22 protein-coding genes are annotated in these 19,989 nt (G+C 39.9%); 8 read left to right on the forward strand and 14 right to left on the reverse strand.

Translation table 11 applies throughout. From position 1 onward, the window contains the following. The 13 genes from BLR53_RS11310 to BLR53_RS11370 form a co-directional block, all read right to left on the reverse strand. Positions 1–501, reverse strand: a complete 501-nt coding sequence (locus BLR53_RS11310; RefSeq protein WP_037441966.1) for an NADH-quinone oxidoreductase subunit C — start codon at positions 499–501, stop codon at positions 1–3. Further along, positions 501–1,043, reverse strand: coding sequence for an NADH-quinone oxidoreductase subunit B (locus tag BLR53_RS11315; RefSeq protein WP_037442073.1), 543 nt, complete (start codon positions 1,041–1,043; stop codon positions 501–503). The genes BLR53_RS11310 and BLR53_RS11315 overlap by 1 nt, the downstream gene beginning before the upstream one ends. A gap of 105 nt (positions 1,044–1,148) precedes the next feature. Beyond that, positions 1,149–1,520 carry an NADH-quinone oxidoreductase subunit A gene (locus BLR53_RS11320; RefSeq protein ID WP_037441968.1) on the reverse strand — a complete coding sequence of 124 codons (372 nt, stop codon included), beginning with the start codon at positions 1,518–1,520 and terminating at the stop codon, positions 1,149–1,151. A 79-nt stretch (positions 1,521–1,599) separates the two neighbouring features. Next, the gene (locus BLR53_RS11325) at positions 1,600–3,321 is read right to left on the reverse strand and encodes a tetratricopeptide repeat protein (RefSeq protein WP_244889489.1); all 1,722 of its coding nucleotides are present in this window, start codon (positions 3,319–3,321) and stop codon (positions 1,600–1,602) included. A 124-nt stretch (positions 3,322–3,445) separates the two neighbouring features. After that, complete coding sequence (locus BLR53_RS11330) at positions 3,446–4,357, reverse strand: substrate-binding domain-containing protein (RefSeq protein ID WP_074589727.1); 912 nt, start codon at positions 4,355–4,357, stop codon at positions 3,446–3,448. 52 nt (positions 4,358–4,409) lie between these two features. Then, positions 4,410–4,637, reverse strand: a complete 228-nt coding sequence (locus BLR53_RS11335; protein ID WP_037441974.1) for a hypothetical protein — start codon at positions 4,635–4,637, stop codon at positions 4,410–4,412. A 10-nt stretch (positions 4,638–4,647) separates the two neighbouring features. After that, the gene (locus BLR53_RS11340; protein ID WP_074589729.1) at positions 4,648–5,469 is read right to left on the reverse strand and encodes an energy transducer TonB; all 822 of its coding nucleotides are present in this window, start codon (positions 5,467–5,469) and stop codon (positions 4,648–4,650) included. 30 nt (positions 5,470–5,499) lie between these two features. After that, positions 5,500–6,036: an ExbD/TolR family protein gene (locus tag BLR53_RS11345; protein WP_074589732.1), complete on the reverse strand. Its 537-nt coding sequence runs from the start codon at positions 6,034–6,036 to the stop codon at positions 5,500–5,502. 11 nt (positions 6,037–6,047) lie between these two features. After that, positions 6,048–6,656 carry an ExbD/TolR family protein gene (locus tag BLR53_RS11350; RefSeq protein ID WP_074589734.1) on the reverse strand — a complete coding sequence of 203 codons (609 nt, stop codon included), beginning with the start codon at positions 6,654–6,656 and terminating at the stop codon, positions 6,048–6,050. Positions 6,657–6,741: 85 nt separating this feature from the next. Beyond that, on the reverse strand, positions 6,742–7,569 hold the full coding sequence (locus tag BLR53_RS11355) for a MotA/TolQ/ExbB proton channel family protein (RefSeq protein WP_074589736.1): 828 nt from the start codon (positions 7,567–7,569) through the stop codon (positions 6,742–6,744). 266 nt (positions 7,570–7,835) lie between these two features. Then, complete coding sequence (pckA, locus tag BLR53_RS11360; protein WP_074589738.1) at positions 7,836–9,437, reverse strand: phosphoenolpyruvate carboxykinase (ATP); 1,602 nt, start codon at positions 9,435–9,437, stop codon at positions 7,836–7,838. A gap of 133 nt (positions 9,438–9,570) precedes the next feature. Beyond that, positions 9,571–9,924: a translation initiation factor gene (locus BLR53_RS11365; protein ID WP_037441984.1), complete on the reverse strand. Its 354-nt coding sequence runs from the start codon at positions 9,922–9,924 to the stop codon at positions 9,571–9,573. Positions 9,925–9,937: 13 nt separating this feature from the next. Further along, positions 9,938–10,834: a diacylglycerol/lipid kinase family protein gene (locus tag BLR53_RS11370; RefSeq protein WP_037441986.1), complete on the reverse strand. Its 897-nt coding sequence runs from the start codon at positions 10,832–10,834 to the stop codon at positions 9,938–9,940. 234 nt (positions 10,835–11,068) lie between these two features. Between BLR53_RS11370 and metK the strand changes: the two genes are divergently transcribed. The 4 genes from metK to BLR53_RS11390 all read left to right on the forward strand — a co-directional run bounded on the left by metK (position 11,069) and on the right by BLR53_RS11390 (position 16,668). Then, complete coding sequence (gene metK, locus BLR53_RS11375) at positions 11,069–12,337, forward strand: methionine adenosyltransferase (protein ID WP_037441988.1); 1,269 nt, start codon at positions 11,069–11,071, stop codon at positions 12,335–12,337. A gap of 131 nt (positions 12,338–12,468) precedes the next feature. Then, positions 12,469–12,834 carry a hypothetical protein gene (locus BLR53_RS11380; RefSeq protein WP_234797549.1) on the forward strand — a complete coding sequence of 122 codons (366 nt, stop codon included), beginning with the start codon at positions 12,469–12,471 and terminating at the stop codon, positions 12,832–12,834. Positions 12,835–13,452: 618 nt separating this feature from the next. Continuing rightward, positions 13,453–15,942 (forward strand): TonB-dependent receptor, encoded by a 2,490-nt coding sequence (locus BLR53_RS11385; protein ID WP_074589740.1) that lies wholly within the window; start codon positions 13,453–13,455, stop codon positions 15,940–15,942. Between the two features lie 30 nt (positions 15,943–15,972). Further along, on the forward strand, positions 15,973–16,668 hold the full coding sequence (locus BLR53_RS11390) for a hypothetical protein (protein ID WP_074589742.1): 696 nt from the start codon (positions 15,973–15,975) through the stop codon (positions 16,666–16,668). 47 nt (positions 16,669–16,715) lie between these two features. Here the strand turns inward: BLR53_RS11390 and BLR53_RS11395 are convergent, their stop codons facing one another. Then, entirely contained in the window at positions 16,716–17,378 is a 663-nt protein-coding gene (locus BLR53_RS11395) for a DUF4142 domain-containing protein (protein ID WP_083332057.1), read from the reverse strand. A gap of 175 nt (positions 17,379–17,553) precedes the next feature. Here BLR53_RS11395 and BLR53_RS11405 point away from each other — a divergent pair, with 175 nt between their 5' ends. The 4 genes from BLR53_RS11405 to arsB are packed head-to-tail and all read left to right on the forward strand — an operon-like array spanning position 17,554 to position 19,875. Then, entirely contained in the window at positions 17,554–17,883 is a 330-nt protein-coding gene (locus BLR53_RS11405; RefSeq protein ID WP_037442077.1) for an ArsR/SmtB family transcription factor, read from the forward strand. A gap of 41 nt (positions 17,884–17,924) precedes the next feature. Then, positions 17,925–18,356, forward strand: a complete 432-nt coding sequence (locus BLR53_RS11410; RefSeq protein ID WP_074589749.1) for a DUF6428 family protein — start codon at positions 17,925–17,927, stop codon at positions 18,354–18,356. Further along, positions 18,356–18,778 carry an arsenate reductase ArsC gene (locus BLR53_RS11415; protein ID WP_074589751.1) on the forward strand — a complete coding sequence of 141 codons (423 nt, stop codon included), beginning with the start codon at positions 18,356–18,358 and terminating at the stop codon, positions 18,776–18,778. Before BLR53_RS11410 ends, BLR53_RS11415 begins: the two co-directional genes overlap by 1 nt. A 35-nt stretch (positions 18,779–18,813) precedes the next feature. Further along, the gene (gene arsB, locus BLR53_RS11420) at positions 18,814–19,875 is read left to right on the forward strand and encodes an ACR3 family arsenite efflux transporter (protein WP_074589754.1); all 1,062 of its coding nucleotides are present in this window, start codon (positions 18,814–18,816) and stop codon (positions 19,873–19,875) included. The last annotated feature ends 114 nt before the right edge of the window (positions 19,876–19,989 follow it).

The following is a 19,989-nucleotide window of genomic DNA, read 5'->3' on the forward strand; positions in this document are numbered from 1 at the left end:
TTATCTACCAAAATATTCGTCTTTTTTATCAACTCTGTTTGGATCTTCCAGCGGATATTGCTTTAACATCGGATGCACGTTAAGCTCATCCATGTTTAAGATCCTTCTCAGGTCAGGGTGACCTTCGAATTTCACACCGAAGAAATCGTATGTCTCTCTTTCCATCCAGTTTGCACCTTTCCATAAGCTAGTCGCTGTAGGAATAACAGGTGTATGTTCGTGCAGGTAAACTTTTACTCTGACACGAATTCCTGCCCGCATATTGTGCAGGTGGTAGACCACCGCGATATGGTTGCTTTCCGGATAATGAACAGCTGTAATATCGGTCAGAAAACTGAATCCGGTTGCTGTATCATTTTTCAGAAACTCTAATACTGCTGTAATGACATCGGGTGTTGCAGAAAAGGTTAGTAAACCATAAGGTTCTTCAAACCGGCTAACCTGCTGTCCGAATTTAGCGCTTAAGAGTTCGGTAATTGCTGTATTCTTAATCTCTGCCATTATTCTATTCCGTATGAAGCCAGCATTGCTCTGTATTGCTCAGAATCTCTTCTTCTGCCGCTTTCGTTTTTAACCAGCTCCTGAATCTTTCCAAAGCCATCCAGAATCGCTTCCGGTCTTGGCGGACATCCAGGAACATAAACATCCACAGGAATGATCTCATCAATCCCCTGCAGTACAGAATAAGTATCAAAAATACCACCGCTTGAAGCGCAGGCACCTACAGCGATCACCCAACGGGGTTCTGCCATTTGCAGATAGACCTGTTTCAAAACCGGACTCATCTTTTTAGCAATAGTACCCATCACCATCAGCAAATCTGCCTGACGGGGTGAGAAACTAAGTCTTTCTGAACCAAAACGACCTAGATCGTAATGTGAACCCATGGTTGCCATAAATTCAATTCCACAGCACGAAGTCGCAAAAGGTAAAGGCCATAAAGAATGGGACCGGGCCAAGCCGATAACTTTATCTAAAGAGGTGGCGAAAAAGCCAGATCCTTCAATGCCTGGAGGCGCGTCTACTATATTGATGTCACTCATATTATAAAACAAAAAAGGCTCATTCTGCATAGAATGAACCACAAATCTACAATAATTAGAGCCAAATGGAGGTATTGTAACGGATTTAGAAACGATCTAAATAGTTTAATCCCAATCTAAAGCCTTCTTTTTCAGCACGTAGATAAATCCTAATAAAAGCAGTGCCATAAAGACAAACATCTGCGAGATACCAGCCCAGCCAAACTCTCTAAAATTAACCGCCCATGGGTACATGAAAATCACCTCGATATCGAAAAGGACAAACAAAATCGCAACCAGAAAGTATTTAATTGAAAATGGCTGACGCGCATTACCAATTGATTTAACACCGGCTTCGAATGTTGCCAGTTTATCTTTAGTCTTACGGGAAGGACCTAAGAAATGCGTAGCGATTAACGTCACGACAACAAAGCCAAGGGCTACTATAACCTGGAAGATAATAGGTACAAAATCCGAAGGTAAACTTTGTGTTTCCATAAATTTTAGATTAAAGCACAAAAGTAACAGAAAAAGGCAGGATAACAACCCTGCCTTTTCATTTATAAGCTAATTTATATTATTTCTTTTTAGCAGCTGCCGCTTTAGCCGGAGCTTTAGCAGGCGTTAACTGTTGTAAACCAGCAGTTGCATTTGCATTTGCAGGATCAATAGCTAATGCTTTGTTAAACAATTCAGTTGCTTTAGCTTTATCGGCCGCTGAGTAGAAGAAACCTAAGTTTGTATAAGCTTCAACAAGATTTCTTTTTTCTGCATCAGCTGCACCTAATTCAGGTTTTTTAACTGTAACCAGATCCAGGTATTGCTCGTAGTAAGGAACATTAAGACCTTTTGGACTAGTTTCATCATCCATATAACGTGCAACACGTGCTCTGAAGATATAAGCCAGCGTAAACTCAGGAGAAGTCGTATTCAAGTGAGCCAGCGCAGAGTCAGCCTCAACCAATAACTTTTTATCCGGGTTTTCTTTAGCCTGATCAGCTAATGCATAGTTATAATAGTTAGCAGATGCCAGGTAGTAATAGTTCGTTAATGAACCTTTACCGTTAGGGTTTAATCTGATCGCGTCTTTATAAACAGCAGCAGCCTGAGCATATTTTTTGTTGTTATATAATGCTTTACCTACTTCTTCCAGTGCCTCAACATTTGTAGAGTCTTTAGACACAGCTTTAGTGATGTTAATTAAAGCCTGATCATCTTCACCAGCTTCTAGCTGAGCTTTACCTAAATAAAGGTAATCTGACGCTAACAGACGTGTAGTATCCGTGTTTTTAGCAAAGAAATCTTTCAATAACTGTGCAGCGTTAGGGCTTTTGTTTTCAGCAGCTGAATAAGCTTGCAAACGGTTGATAACTAAAGTTTTTTGATTATTTGGGTATAATTTAGCGATATCAGCAGTTTCAGTTTCTAATGCTTTATAGTCTTTAGCATAGTACAGGAACTGAGCGTAACGCAATCTTGAATCAAAAGAAGTATCAGTTAAATCGATATATTTTTTGAAGTTAGTGATTGCTTCTGCCGATTTGGTTGCAAAATTAGCTGGCTCAAAGTTAGCCCACTGCATATATAACTCAGCAATTTCACGGTAAGCAGGACCATAATTAGGATCAGCTGCAATTACTTCTTTTAATTGAGTTTCAGCCTCAGGAAATGCTCTTGATTCTTTGTACATACGACCAATCTGAACTTTAGCTCTTAACAAGCCTTCATTCATATTAATTGCGCGCAGGTAATTACTCAAAGCTTCCGAGTTTTTCTTTTGCAAAGCATAATAATCACCTAGAGCCAAAAATGTCTCAGGATCTTTATCATTTGCATCTACTTCATCTGCTTTTTGCAGGTTTGGTAATGCTGCATCAAAATCAGGTTTGTCCTGTGCAAGGTAAGCCTTACCAATATATAAATATGGTGTGTGATCTTTTTTGCTTGCTAATGAAATAGCTTTATCAAAATTAGTTTTTGCAGAAGCAGCGTCATTCGCAACAAGATCTGCATGACCTAATCCTACATAATTTAACGCATATTTAGGTTCAGCTGCAATACCTTTGTTGAAAACAGCTTTAGCTGAATCTACATATTCGTTAAGCAGGTAAACATCACCTAAATTAAAATAATTCTCTCCCTTTCCAGCCTGCGAGCTTACCAGCGATTTAAGCATAGAAGTCGCTTTAGCGTACTGCTCAGCATCGATAGCTTTTTTTGCATCAGATAGATTTTGAGCAAAAGAGGCAGAACCCATCACTACTAAACCTAAACTTAAGGTTATTGCTTTTTTTGTCATTTTCATTGTTTTATCTATTTTTTTTTAAAGGTTATGAAGCCGCTGAAAAGCTTTTTCAATGTTTATGTATTATTTTAATCACATATGACCCTTCCTGTGGTCATAGAAAGGCAATATAAATATTTTAATTTTTATTCTTAGTTCTAATATTTAAATCTCTCGGAACCATCCTATTAGGCCCTAACCCAGATTTCAAAACAATAAGCTGTCCACGTTGACTCACTAACCATGTTGCAAAACCTGTGCCTAAACCGTTTTTACCTTCCGCATTAATAATATATACGTTTCTAAGGAACGGATAGATGCCATCAATCAAATTCTTCTGCGAAGGTTTATAAAAAGCATCATCGCCCGGTTTACCTTTAGTGTTTTTTACCGCAAGGACTTTAATTTCGGAAGTGAAATTTGCCACATCCCGGTTATCCTGAATAAGCCAGTTAACGCCTACAACGCCGATATAGTCTTTATGTTCTGCAACGTATTTAATAACATCATTATTATTCTGCAGGGTATAAACTCCATCTTTCGGCAGAACTTTTATACCCGCAAGTACCATAAAATAACGTAGCGTACTTGAATACGGGTTATCAAAAACTAATTTCTTTTGAGATTTACCATCTGCTTTCAGAATAGACACGACTTCATCAGCAGTAATAGTAGAATCCGGGTTGCTGTTCCCTGTTATCATTGCAATACCATCAATTGCAAATCTGGTGGTAAAGACGGGGATACTACGTTTTTTGTAAGCCTGCTCTTCTTCCGGGGTAAGCATTCTGGATAGGATTGCTACCCTGACACTGTCGTTAAGAAATGTAGGTAAAATCTTGTTTTCGTTACCCTGGATCAGTTCAAATTTCGTATCCGGATAATCTAATTTAAAAATTTCTATCTGGTCCGCAAGAACATTGGAAAAACTTTCATCTACCAGCATGCGTACCTGACCAGAGGTTCTGGTATCTGCTGCAACTTCCGCTTTAGGTTTAGGTTTGCAGGCAGCAAATAGAAATAAGGGCAGTATAAACAACAGTCGTTTCATGATGAGGAAGAAAAGGTATGAATTTTCCGATAAAAAGCGCAGAATGCTTAAACTAGTTATCTTTTTGATTGATCAGGCGAAAGAACCGGATGACCGCATAAACGATCAGTAACAGGCCAAAGAGTATGCGATAAGTAGGCTCAATATCAAATGGAATGTCTTTCCAGAAGATTAGCGCTACTCCGAGTACCAGGTACATCGTAAACATCACTAGGCCTAAAATGAACAGAAATCGCTGTTGAGGCGATTTCTGTTTAAATAATGTATTGAAGTCTAACATTTATTTGGTATTAGTTAGATAATGTGAAACTGATTGGAATGTTATATTTAACACGAACCGGTTTACCATTCTGGATACCTGGAGTCCATTTTGGACTACCTTTTAATACCCTTACCGCTTCTTCATCGGTACCACCACCTAATTTACGTTCTACTTTAATATCTGTAAGTCTACCATCTTTCTCAACTACGAAAGATAAGAACACTTTACCTTGAATATTATTTTCCTGAGCCATAGGAGGATATCTGATCGCTTTATTTAAGTAAGCGTAGAATTTGTCCATTCCGCCTGGGAAACCTGGCTGAGTTTCGATACTTACGAAGTCATAGACTTTAGTATCTTCCACAACAGCTGCTTGTTTAGGGCCTTCCCCAACAGGGCCGACTACAACGATATCAGCTCCAGGATCACCTTCAATTGTTTTCTGACCTGGGTCAGCAGCCTTTAATTGCTCAATCTGAGGTGGCTCTTCATCACGAACCTGATTATCCGGTTTTACAATCGGAGGAGGGAACTTGATCTGATCCACTTTTGGTGGCGGTGGCTCAACCGGTGGCGGTGGAGGTGTTTCTGGATCCACTGGCGGTGGTGGAGCAACAACAACTTCAACTTGTTTCTCAATAACCTCTTCCGGCATCTGACCTTGAACAAGAGTCAGGATCTTTGGAAGGAGAAACAACAAGATGAAAGCTGCCGATGCCAAAAATAATGCCTTGGTTGTATTTGCACCATTTTGCTTGCGGAGCTCGTAAGCGCCGTAAGCTTTGTTTTTTTTAGCAAAAACAACGTCAAGCCATTCCTTATTGAATAAATCTATTTTAGAACCGAACATTGCTTGTTATTTAAAATGTTAAAAATATTTTTATAAAATCCCTTGTTGTTTCATGAAAGCTTTTTCATTGTCAAGGATGTTTTCATCATCAATCGCAGGAGCAGTTTTGATGCCCGTGATTAATAACTCATCCATGATATCAACAAAGTTTTTATACTTAGCGCCGGAAGTTGGCTTGATAACCATTACGATATCTTTACCAGTAGTCTCCATTACTTTTTTCTTGTTCTCAAGAATAGTTTTTCTGATGTCACCAATTCCTTCGATTTCAGGAGCTGTTTCACCAGCAACGCCCATGTACCATGCCACTTTATTATTTTTACCTAATAAAATAGTCATTGTCTGAGAAGCCCTCAACTCTAACTGAGCATCAGACGTATCATCCTTATCTGGCTTAGCAATATCCATTGCTATGGGCTTATTCAGCGTGGTGGTAAGCATGAAGAAGGTAATCAGTAAGAAAGCCAAATCCACCATCGCGGTTAAATCGACCTTTGTAGAAGCCTTCTTGGTTCTTACTTTTCCACCCTTTTTGCCACCCCCGCTGGAGGTATCTAATTCTGCCATGATTTTATTAGTTAGCTGCCCTCAGCAGATGTGATTAAACTAAATTTGTTAATTTTTTGCTTTTGAAGGATATCAATAATCTTCTTCATTGTAGAATATTCTTCATCTGCATCTCCTCTGATACTTACTCTCATTCCTTCAGAATGTAATTCAGCAACAGATTTACGTGATTGCAGAATCCAGTCAGCTAACTGGTTATTGGCAGAATCTGCAGGAATTCCTGTTTCCAGACCAGAAGCCTTTCTTTTATCACCATCTAACATGATGAATTGTTTCAGACTCTGAATTGGCACTCCAAAAGAACCAATTACACTAAACCGTTTTTTCTCTTCCGGGGTAAAATCAATTTTGTACTGCTCACCAATTTTCTCCAAGGTAGCAACCTTGATGTCCTGGCCTGCAGTTTCAAAAAACACTTTACCATGACCGATACTCAATACAGCGATATCCTTTTCAGGAACCTTGATCTTATAAGTGGAACTAGGAATAGTCACATTCAAAGGATCCGGCTGTTTTGCAGTAGCTGTTAATATAAAGTAAGTAAGCAGCAGGAAAGATACGTCGCACATCGCGGTCATATCAATTGCTGTACTTTTTCTTTGAACCTTCGCTCTTGGCATAATTTTAAAAATTACTTATGTTTTATATAATGATGTTAATTCTTCCGGTTTTCCATAAAGCCGGTAAAAAAAAATTCATTATTTCTTATTTATGCGTAGAAGCATAAGTTTGGATGATGCTAAAACCAGCTTCATCAATTGCATAAGTTAATTTATCAATTTTAGAAGTCAGGATGTTATACATGATAATCGCTAAAGTAGATGTACCGATACCAGTTGCTGTATTGATCAATGCTTCAGAGATACCTGTTGCTAATGCTGCTGAATCTGGTGCACCAGAGTTAGCTAAACCACCGAAGGCCTTGATCATACCTGTTACTGTACCTAATAATCCCATTAATGTACCTACTGATACTAATGTTGCAATAACTGTTAAGTTTTGCTCTAACATTGGCATTTCTAATGTAGTTGCTTCTTCAATGTCTTTCTGAATAGCTAAACATTTCTGATCTGTATCCATGTTAGCTTCAACTTCCATTTCACGGTATTTTTTCAGACCTGATTTAATAACGTTTGCTACAGAACCTTTTTGTTTGTCACACTCAGCAATTGCAGCTTCAATATTGTTTGAAGTTAAGAGAGCTTGAATTTTTTTAACGAAAGTATCTAAGCTAGAAGTACCAGTTGCTTTACCAATAACGATGAAACGCTCTACAGAGAAAACGATTACCATTAAAAACATACCTACCAGGACCGCAACGATTGGACCTCCTTTAAATGCCATACCACCGTAATTTCCAACTTTAGGCAAGTTGTCAGCGTTGTTGTCGATAAAGTTGTTTGCATCACCGAAGATAAATTTCCAGATACATACACCTATGATAATACAAATAGGGATAACTAGTGTAGCGAATAAATTAGAAGCTGATGAGCTTTCTTTTTGAACTGTTGTTGGTTTTGGTGCGTTTGCCATTTTTTTAGTTTTTGAGTTTTTAGTACTTGTTTTTTTTTAAATTTAGATTAATATTCTGTAATACACACAACGGCTGATAGAATCATTTGTTGTCTAAACAAATTTACAAATTGCTTTCAATTATTTTAGTTGCTAATTTGATTCTTTGCAAAATATTCTTTACAACCGGTCTATATTAAAAAAAGATTGCCTCTGCCAGGAGACAATCTTTCACAATGAAAACTAAAAAAAAATTCAAATGCAAATTTTTGATTAAAAAAAATGATTTAAACCGTGTTTTTGACGATTTTAGGGAGTGAACTCAGAATTTCCTCGCTGGCGCCATCCTCAAACTGTTTGAAATTGAGAATAAATGCCATCGCAAGCTCCTGTGCTTTTTCATCATATTTTAGAGGATCAGCCCATGTATTTTTAGGGTTTAAGATCTCAGAAGGCACATTTGGACAGCTTTCAGGCATGCGCAGACCAAATACAGGATGAATTTCGCAGGCCACCCGATCCAGCTCGCCGTCCAGTGCCGCAGTGATCATGGCCCTGGTATAGGCCAGTTTCATTCTTTGCCCCGTACCATAGGCACCTCCGCTCCAGCCAGTATTCACTAACCACACATTTACCTGATTCTCTTCCATTTTTTTCCCAAGAAGCTCCGCGTATTTTGTCGGATGAAGTGGAAGAAATGCTTTCCCAAAACATGCGGAAAAAGTAAGCTGAGGCTCTGTTACGCCAGTTTCTGTACCAGCTACCTTGGCTGTATAACCGGATATAAAATGAAACATCGCCTGTCCTTTATTCAATTTTGAAATCGGTGGCAGCACTCCGGACGCATCTGCTGTCAAAAAGAAAATATTCTTTGGATTTCCTGCCCGGGAAGGAAGGATTGCATTATCTATATAGTTTATCGGATAGGCCACCCGGGTGTTTTCTGTCTTAATAATATTACTATAATCCACTTCTCTGGTGCCAGGAAAATAGTTGATATTTTCTAAAAGTGCACCGAAACGAACGGCTGCATGAATCTGAGGTTCCTTTTCAGCAGTCAGATCTACACACTTCGCGTAACAGCCGCCTTCAAAATTAAAAACGGCATCTTCGCCCCAACCATGTTCATCGTCACCGATCAGGCCTCTCGCCGGATCAGCAGAGAGTGTAGTTTTCCCTGTTCCGGAAAGACCAAAGAAAATAGCGGTGTCGCCGGATACTCCTACGTTTGCAGAGCAATGCATTGACAGCGTATTTTTCTGTTGCGGCAGAATGAAATTCAGCACCGAGAATATCCCTTTTTTAATTTCTCCGGTATAGCCAGTACCTCCTATCAAAATCATTTTCCTGCTAAAGTTAAGGATCGAAAAATTCGGTTGGCGGGTGCCGTCGAGTTCCGGATCCGCAAAAAAACCAGGAGCCGCGATGATAGTCCACTCCGGTTCTGAATCCTGGTGCCGGTCCGGCCTGATAAATAAATTATGCGCAAAAAGATTTTGGTAGGCGGTTTCTGTGACCACACGTAAAGACAGACTGTACTTTTCATCGGCACAGGCGCTGGCCTCGCGGACATAATACTTTTTACCCCTCAGATAAGCACAAACTTTTTCCAGCAGCGCATCAAATTTAGCGGGTTCAAAACCAATATTGATATCCCCCCACCAGACCGTGTCACGTGTAATATCATCCAGGACAATAAATCGGTCCTTAGGTGACCTACCGGTAAATTCACCGGTATCTATTGCCAGGGCACCAGTATTGGAAAGTGTTCCCTCTCCGTTTAATAGTGCCTCTTCAATTAACTCCGGTACGCTTAACTGAAAAAGCGCATTCTCTGTGCCTAAATTTAACTCTAAAAAGTTTGTTTCGGGCAGTAAAACCTTGCTCATAAAATGAATATTTGTCTGGCAAAGCTAAAGAGTTATTTATGGATAAAACAAGCTTTACAGAAGGAAAAAATTCATTATTGTAGCATTTACACTAACGCATAACAAACTGAAGAACAGATATTTAAAAGGCTTTTTAGCCGCCTGATTTTTTTACTTTATAGCCATCTTTTTGCAGTAGTAAAACCACTTTATCACGGAAATCTCCCTGAATAATGATCTCTCCATCCTTTGCCGCTCCTCCGACACCACATTTCGACTTGAGCATTTTCCCCAAAATTTCCAGGTCCTGCTGACTACCACGAAAACCTGTAATGAGGGTGACTGCTTTCCCTCCTCTATTTTTTTTGTCCAGCGTTACACGCAGATCCTGTAGTTTATTTGGGATTACTTCTTCGGGTATATCCTGGTCTTGTGCAGGCACAAAATCCGGATCAGTTGAATACATAATTCCGCTTAGATCACTTAATGATTTTTTATTTGGCTTCATATCCTGTCAAATTTTAAACTATGGCTTTATCTTCGGGAACAATGACTTTTAGGGATAATGGAGCTACTTTTATATGAAGTTCTGCACTCATTAATCCAGGTTCACCGTCCAGATGAATAGGCGCATCTGCCTTACGTACAATCCTGATTTCTCTGCCTTTAATAATCTCAACCATTCCAGACCGATCCGTACTTGCGTTCAGCATATGATAAGCGAGCATTGGAATTTTATAGAGCGGAAATTCCTTAATTATACAGACATCCAATAAACCGTCGGTAACCGAGGCTCGCGGAGATACGTGCGCATTATTCCCATATTGCGATGAATTCGCAATACTCACCACATAAGCCGTCCTGGTGTACAGTAGACCATCAATATACAATTCGTAAGTTTCGGGTTTATAATGGATCATTTCCTTTAGCCCCAGCTGCAGATAGGTAGAAAATCCCCTTGATTTATTCCCGGCAAAAACTGAACTTACATGGGCGTCAAACCCCATACCGGCCATATTAAAAAAGAATTTCTCATTCAGTCTTCCGGTATCGATGCGGTCTACGTGAAATTTGTTGATTAATCTGACTGCCCTTCTGGTGTTCATCGGGATTTTAAGAAATCTTGCCAGCCCGTTACCTGAACCCTGCGGAATAATTCCCAGTATTTTATCATGCTCCATGACCTTCGAAGCGACTTCATTAATAGTTCCATCGCCTCCAACCGCCACAATAACGTCAAAATTCTTTTGTACAGCCTCCTCTGCAATCTCTGCTGCATGACCTACATACTCAGTGAAACTAAAGTTAGGGTTAAACACCGTACGATCAAGCTCAGCGTCAATTTGAGCCGGAATTTTCAGCTTATCTTTCCCACCTGAAATGGGATTTATGATAAATAATATATTCGATTTTGCCAAGGGAATGAGGTTCTTAAGTCTACAAAATAATTGATATTTTTTGACTAATTTGAATATATATAGTAATTTTGCGCATCAAAGGTGGACTGATTTGCGATGTTATCTAATACATAACGGGATTGCAACCACGTAAAAAAAAGTGCTAACCATTCATACACTTCCTTTTACTGCCTGTTATCAGGGTCATATTCCATTTTTAAAGAATTATTAATTCATAAAAATTAATCATTAAAAATGTCATATTTATTTACGTCAGAATCTGTTTCTGAAGGTCATCCGGATAAAGTTGCGGATCAAATATCGGACGCACTCATAGATAATTTTTTAGCTTTCGACCCGGAGTCAAAGGTAGCTTGTGAAACATTGGTCACAACCGGACAGGTATTTCTTGCCGGCGAAGTGAAATCAAAAGCTTATCTCGATGTCCAGAAGATTGCAAGGGAAGTGATCAGTAAAATAGGTTACACAAAAGGTGAATACATGTTTGACAGTAACTCCTGCAGTGTCCTTTCCGCAATCCATGAGCAGTCACCTGATATTAATCAGGGGGTAGATAAAGCAGACAAAACAACGCAGGGTGCCGGTGATCAGGGAATGATGTTTGGCTATGCAACCAGAGAAACAGAAAATTATATGCCGCTTGCTTTAGACCTTGCGCATAAGATTCTAATTGAATTGGCTGCAATCCGCAGAGAAAACACCGAAATCACTTATCTCAGACCTGATGCAAAATCACAGGTGACTCTGGAATATAACGATAACAACGAACCAGTAAGAATTGATTCGATCGTTGTCTCCACTCAACATGATGATTTCGATGAGGAGTTTGCTATGCTGGCAAAAATCAAGGAGGATATGATTAATATTTTGATTCCACGTGTATCAAGCCAATATCCTCAATTCAGCAAACTTTTTAATAAGGATATTAAATATCATATTAATCCTACCGGTAAATTTGTAATCGGCGGTCCTCATGGAGATACTGGTTTGACGGGAAGAAAAATCATTGTTGATACTTACGGCGGTAAAGGCGCACATGGTGGTGGTGCATTTTCTGGTAAAGACCCATCTAAAGTAGACCGTTCTGCTGCTTATGCAACCAGACATATTGCTAAAAACCTTGTTGCAGCTGGTATTGCTGACGAAGTTTTGGTACAGGTTTCTTATGCAATCGGTGTAGCACAGCCCATGGCTATCTACGTAAATACCTATGGCACTGCTAAAGTAAAAGATGCCGCAGGACAAGTACTAACGGACGGAGAGATTGCCAAAAAAGTTGAAAAGCTTTTTGACATGACTCCTTACGGTATCGAAACCAGGCTTAAACTGCGTAACCCGATTTACTCAGAAACAGCTGCTTACGGGCATTTTGGTAAAGAAAATGAAATCGTCAAAAAAGTATTTAAGGCATCTAACGGCACAGAGAAAGAAGTCGAGGTGGAATTATTCACCTGGGAGAAACTTGATTATATCGATGCGCTGAAAACAGCTTTCAGTTTATAATACTTCGGAATTTATGCCCGTTAATTTAAATGGGCACTCCATATCCCTTTTGATAAAGCATAAAAACCCGGATTTATTCCGGGTTTTTTTATGCGATAAATAAAACCATAACCCAAAAACGGTTGTTAAACATGAAAACAATTTTTATTATGGAACAGCCAGTAGAAATGAATACCCTTAGCCAGATTTTGGAAAAATTAAGGCAAAAAGGTTTAGACAACGAAATCAAAATGACCGACCATGGCAAGATGCAGGGAGTGGGTTTGAATAAAATTTATAAACCAGAAGATCTGACCATCATAAAAACATATCGTTTTGAGGGTGACTCAGACCCGGGAGATAATTCGGTACTTTATCTGCTGGAAGACAATGAAGGACAGATCGGATATATCATTGATGCCTACGGCATGTACAGTTCACATGAAGGAACTGGTTTTGATGATTTTCTTAAAAAAATCCCTACTGCAGACAGAGATATGCAGGAGTTATTTAAATAGAAAAACAAATGGTAAAGGGATAGGGGCGCTTTAAAAGCGCCCTTTTTTTATGCTTTTTTTATACCTTTATAATCTTCATTTCCCTCAGGATATCCATTCTGATCCTGGTTTGATTTCCCCTTACTGGCAAGTCATTATCCCTTCAACAAATACATTTTAACACGATTATTTAACTAATAACTCGGGTCAACCATGGGTCAACCCCACGTTTTTTCGGGTCAACTATACCCCTCACCCGAACAAGACTCTAACAAGACTCTAACAAAACCTTGCCAGTGGTGTCAAAAAAATTAGATTAAAGTCTTGATAGGGAATGGTGTTACTAAAAACACAAATTCTCACCGATTAAATACCATTTCACATACTCGTGTGGGTTATTTGTGGGTTACTATGGGTGTGATGTGGGCTCGTGTGGGATTTTGCACAACCACAGTAAGAGCTCACCCGGGCAAAACCCGAGCAAAGCTCAAACAGGATATTGCTGAATCCGGATTAGGACGGCTCATAGAAATTTTCTTGTGAATGTTACATTCAAACCTTTGTGTAAAAAATACACAGTCTTATTTTTAATTATTCTAAATAAAACATAATTTCGCCGCTTTAATTTTCACACATCATATGAAAAAACAGCTACTATTAATCTTTCTTTTAACTTTTTCCTTCTTTGCAGAAGCGCAAACGGGCAACCGGTTGTCCGGAAGAATCTTTAATGACACAGATGAGATCCTTGCAGGTGCAACTATACAATTGGAAAACACGAGCTACCGTACCAGCACGAATTCCGAAGGCACATTTGAATTGCTCCAGGTGAAGCCCGGCAAGTACACTTTAATCGTCTCTGTGGTGGGCTATCAAACTCAAAAAAAAGCAATACAGATAGAAACCAAAGACCTGATTGTCAATATCCATTTAAAGGCAGCTAACGAAAGTTTACAAACTGTAGAAATTACAGGAAGGGTAGAAAAAAACTATAAAACCAGCGTAAGCTTCGGGGGAACGAAAACTGCAACAGCTATCAAAGATGTCCCGCAATCTATCCAATATGTGAGTAAAGAACTTATGCAGGATCAGGGTGCGGTGCGCATGACAGACATCGTGAAAAATGTCAGCGGTGTAAATCAATATACCTTTTATGACGATGTCTCTATCCGCGGATTCCGTAATCAGGGTGGCGTGGGAAGCAATAGTTCGAATCAGCTGTTAAACGGACTGCGCACTTTCAATGGCTTCTGGAGACAGAATTTATTGAATTACCTGGAACGCGTGGAAGTGATTAAAGGCCCGGCATCAGCACTTTTCGGAAATGCCAATCCCGGAGGAACCATCAATAAGGTTACCAAAAAGCCACTGGAAAACGACAGAAAATCGATCAGCTTTCAAACAGGAAGCAATAATACGGTTCGCGCAAATACCGATTTTACCGGTCCCATGAATAAAGATAAAAGTTTATTATACCGCTTAAACCTCGGCTATGAAAATGCAAATTCATTCCGCGATCTGCTTTTTGATAAAAATGTTATTATTGCGCCATCCCTCTCCTACCTCCCTTCTGAAAAGACCAGAATTAACCTGGACGCGGTTTATAATAAATCTAACAGCCGACTGGACCGCGGTCAGTCAATATTTGGTTCGACAGATCTTTATTCCACGCCTATTTCGCTAAACGTAGCAGATATCAATGACTATTTGAATGAGGAAACTTATATGCTGACAGCGTCCTTAACGCACCAAATCAGCAAAAAAGTATCTTTTAATACTTCCTATTTGAGAACCGGTTACCGCCAGGATCTGTTTGAACACAGAAGCACTGCCTTTGCTTTAGACAAAAAAGGGAAAGAGATTCAGGAACTTGCTTTCAGGAGGGCCAGTATGAGACATAATGAACAGTTTAGTGATAGTTTCACCGGTTATATCAATGCAGATATCAATACCGGAAAGGTTAAACATCAGCTTGTGGTTGGCTATGATTATAATAAAAGTCTGATTCCTCAGGGTTCATCTCAGCAGGATGCAACTGGGTACCGGTTGCTTGACGGAACAATTGCTTCCAGATATGTGGCGAAAGACTCCACTAAATATCAGTTTTACAACTACAAAGGCAAAATGATTCCCAAACCAAATGTATCTTCTTTTGACCTGAGCGCCAATAAACACTCCCTGCAAGATATTAACGGATACGTTTATGAGGCGAACAATACAGACGTAGTCGTACCATTTCAGTCTCAGCAACACAGTATGTATGTTCAGGATCAGATTTCGATTAACCGGCTGAAAGTATTATTGGGTCTGAGATATGATGTATTTCTTTCCGATCTGGGTTATCTGACGCCAAATGTATCCCGCATAAGACAACATGCACTACTGCCAAGAATTGGCGCTACCTATGAGGTTAATGCGAATATCAATGCTTACGCAACCTACACAACTGGTTATAGCCCACAAAACGCCAGCAGCCAGAACGCGCTGGCAGGTGGCCCTTTTGATCCTATGGAGAGCTATTTAATGGAGGCTGGGCTGAAAACTGACTGGTTTGGCGGCAGGTTAAGCGCAACGGCTTCAGTTTACAAAATCCAACAAAAAAATGCACTGTATAATGCATTAGATCCGGATAATCCTGACAAAATGATTCAGATTGGAAAAGACATTTCTAAAGGTATCGAGTTTGACATTGTGGGTAATGTTTCCCCGAGCCTGAGTATCATAGCTACTTATGCCTATAACAATGCTGTACTGCGGGGTGCACAGGGCGGCGCCGATAGTCTTTACAATAACCAGCAAAAGCCCAATGCGCCAAAAAATCAGGGTAGTCTCTGGGCTAAATATATGTTCACAGGTCGTTTGCTGAATGGGCTTGGGTTTGGAGCAGGTGCGTATTACGTGGGTGACCGTACTTTCGGCTTCCAGGGACAGAAAAACATATTACCGAGTAAAGGACCATCTTATTTACTGCTGAACGCAGCTATGTATTACAGATTAGACCGTGCACAGATTCAGGTTAATCTGAACAATTTAACTAACAAAACCCATTGGGTTGGCGGTTATGACAGCTCCAGACTATATCCCGGAGCTCCGCGGAATCTGTTAACCACCATTACTTACGACTTTTAGTTTGAAAGAATAAAACTTAAATAATAAATTATGAAGAAGACATTAACCTTACTCATTGTATTATTAACCTTCAGCGTGGCGCATGCACAGAAAAAAGCCTCAAAAGGGAGCATATATTATGTTTTACGCATGGATTACCGTGACCGTCCTGTAGACGAATTAGTAAAAAAAAGACTCGATTCGCTGGGTTATCAGGTTACTCTTGCCGACCAGTCAGAACCGGTCAGTAAAGCGAAAGGATATGACCTGATTATCATCTCGTCTACTGTGAGTTCTCAGGATTTTGGAGGTGCATATAAAGACCTGCCTATCCCGCTGCTAACCTGGGAAAATGATATCCTGGATGATCTGCGTTTCACCGGAAAACATAAAGGTGTAGATTTTGGAGAGGTAGAAAAAGAACATTATATCTATATAGTTAATGCTCCGCATCCGCTTGCTGCAGGGCTGGAACCGGGTATTAACTCGGTTTACAGGAAAGATCAACCGATGGGCTGGGGGAAACCCGGGTTAGGAGCAGCTACAATTGCTACCATGCCAGGCCAGCCTGATAAAGCAATTATATTCGGGTATGAAAAAGGTGCAACAATGGATTATGATTTCATTGCACCAGCCAGAAGGACTATGCTATTTTTGGATAACACAACGTTCCCTTTACTCAAAGAGAATGGTTTGAAATTATTTGATGCAGCAGTAAGCTGGACAATAACAAAAAAGGCTTTATAATGATGAATTTATCATTATAAAGCCTACTTTACAAGCGATGTTTTTTCTTATTTTTTTACATCTTCCTGACTAATGTTTAACAGGTCATCACCATTGTTTGTATTACTGAGGTTTAATTTTGAACCTATTTTTTTAGCTGCCTCCCAATTTTCTTTAACTGCGGGCAGGGCCTGTGCCGCAAATGAACGTAAGTCTGCGTTATTCAATTTTGCACCGTCTGTATAAAGTGCCACTGCATCTGCCTGTGTTTTAATCTGCATTTTCAGATACTGGACATCCAGCGCGCGTCCGCTTAGATTTTTTAAATCGTCTACCTGTTTCTGCTGCACTTCAGACAACAGTGCAGGCCCTTCCATACCTTTTCCACTAGCGATTTTAGTCACATCCATATTAATTTTAGCATATTCCTTTTTTAACCGGTCAGCCAGGCCTTTGATTTCCTGGTTTTGAGATTTCTGAACAACCACTGCCGCCGCTGCCTCTTCCAATAAGCTGGAAGACGCTGCATTCAGCACAAATTTCTTTTCGTCACCATTCATTGACACGTCGGCTGTAGCGGCCTGAGCTCTGTCAGTTGTGTCGGCGGTACTAGCAACGACAGCAGATTTTGCAGTTTCACTCTCATCACGATCTTTTCTATCTGGTGAACTGCAGGACTGCATGATTAATAAAGCCATTGGAATCAGTAAAAAGTATGTTTCTCTTTTCATCTTTATTGTAGTTAAGGTTGATATTTATTTCTTACGGACAAGTGCTAAAGCGCTCTTGATCAGCCGCCAATGCTTTTTTAACATTCAGAACGCCGAATTGTTTAAAATGCCGCCGGACGTTTCTCAGAAAAATTTGGATATCCCAATTAAGCATCGTAATATTGCGATATAAATTATGGGACTTACAAAAACTGAAATATTTACCGCAGAGCAAAACCAGCTGGCTACATTATTAAAAGCTATGGCCCACCCTGCCCGAATTGCGATCCTGCAGAGGATTCTAAAATCAGACACCTGTATCTGCGGCGACCTTGTAGAAGAACTTGGACTCGCACAGGCAACCATATCCCAGCATTTGAAAGAGTTAAAAAATGCAGGAATTATCCAGGGTACGATTGAAGGCGTCAGTGTTTGCTATTGTATCCATCCGGAAAACTGGAAAACTATGGAAAATCTCATCGGAGGATTTCTGAATTCTTATAAAGGAATAGACAGTTGCTGCTAAAGCCTTTTTTTTATTTAAATCAATCGTTAAATTGCAATATTATGAACAATCAAAATCAAATGACCTGGGGGAACTTCAAATCAACATTGCAAAAAAATCCTGATTTGCATCTGCAGTTCCGGTATGCCGGGGAGAACTTGGTTAAACCTTCTTATCATATTACCGAAATTAAACAGGCTCCGATTGTTTCGGTGGATTGTGGGGGTAATCCCGACGCCATCGTTAAAATAGAATTCGGAAATACCGCTTTCAAGACCCGCCAGTTGTATCCGCAGCAATTTGAAGTAGGCGGTGAAGATCTCATCATTAATCTTTCTCCGGATTTTACACAGTGTAAAGCATTATCAAGAGGAGACACTTGTGGGCCAAAACCAGATTCAGTTAAACCAGCTGCAAATTCGGTCCCAAAAATAGAAATGTATAATGCCGAAGGAGAAGGATCTTCCTGTGCACCTGGATCTGGTTGCTGTTAATGAAAAAGATATTAGTCCTGTGCACCGGTAACAGTTGCCGCAGCCAGTTAGCAGAAGGTTTCCTGCGTCATTTTGCAGGAGAGCACGCCGAAATATATAGCGCAGGTATAGAGAAACATGGCGTAAACCCAAAGGCTGTGGCTGTCATGGCTGAAAGCGGAATAGATATTTCAGCACATACCTCTAATCTGCTGGATGAATACAAAGCGATTGATTTTGATTATCTGATCACAGTATGTGATCATGCCCGGGAAAGCTGCCCGTTATTCATAACCGATGCTACCAGATTCCATTTCAATTTCCCTGACCCGGCAAAAGCTACGGGAACCCCAGAGGAAATATTCGATGAGTTCAGGAACGTAAGAGATCAGATCAAAACTTATTGTGCTGATTTCGCCAAAAAGTATCTTTCCGGTAATTAGGCCGGAAAGATTTTATTAAACGTAAAAAAACTAAAATGTCTGCCAATCACTGCGCACCCGCTGCCGAACGAAAAAAATTGACTCTGCTGGACCGGTATCTGACACTCTGGATAGGCCTGGCTATGGTAACAGGAATCTCCATCGGAAACTTCATTCCTTCTTCGGCAAACTATATCAATTCGTTTTCGGAAGGAACAACTAACATCCCGCTTGCAATCGGATTAATCCTGATGATGTACCCTCCACTGGCTAAAGTAAATTATAGTCAGATCGGCAGAGTGTTTAACGATACACGCGTATTGAGTGTCTCTTTGATCCTAAACTGGATTATTGGCCCGTTTCTAATGTTTTTTCTGGCTATTATTTTTCTGAGTGACTACCCTGAATATATGACCGGACTGATTCTCATCGGACTTGCCAGGTGTATTGCTATGGTAGTAGTCTGGAATGAACTGGCAGAGGGAAATAGAGAGTATGCCGCCGGACTAATTGCACTGAACAGCATTTTTCAGGTTGCTTTCTATAGTGTATTTGCCTACCTCTTCATAACTGTCCTCCCTCCTCTTTTTGGACTCAAATCGTTAAGTGTGGAAATCACTGTGGCTGAAATTGCCAAAAGCACAGGAATTTATTTAGGTATTCCATTTGCACTGGGAATAATCAGCCGTAACGTACTGATCCGATGGAAAGGTATCTCCTGGTTTCAGGAAAAATTCATCCCTTTTATATCACCGATTACGCTGATTGCACTGCTCTTTACTATTGTGGTTATGTTTAGTCTAAAGGGAAGCCTAATTGTACAGATACCTATGGACGTAGTGAGAATTGCAATCCCTATGCTCATCTATTTTACACTGATGTTTGTGATCAGTTTTTTTACGGGAAAATATTTTGGTGCAGATTATTCCAAAAGCACAGCCATCGCTTTTACCGCAACCGGTAATAACTTCGAACTTGCCATTGCTGTTGCCATCGGTGTATTCGGAATTAACTCGGGGCAGGCTTTTACAGGGGTCATCGGTCCTTTAGTAGAAGTACCTGCGCTCATTGCGCTGGTTAATCTTGCTTTTTGGTTCAGAAAAAAATATTTTTCATAAACCACATAAAACACTAATTATCAAAATCATACACCATAAAACGATCTGATTTGACAAAAAAATAGTCATAATCTTTTATTTTTTTTTGATTACCACCTTCCGGAAAGCGAGAGT

This window comes from Pedobacter antarcticus (assembly GCF_900103515.1).
Taxonomy (GTDB): Bacteria; Bacteroidota; Bacteroidia; order Sphingobacteriales; family Sphingobacteriaceae; genus Pedobacter; species Pedobacter antarcticus.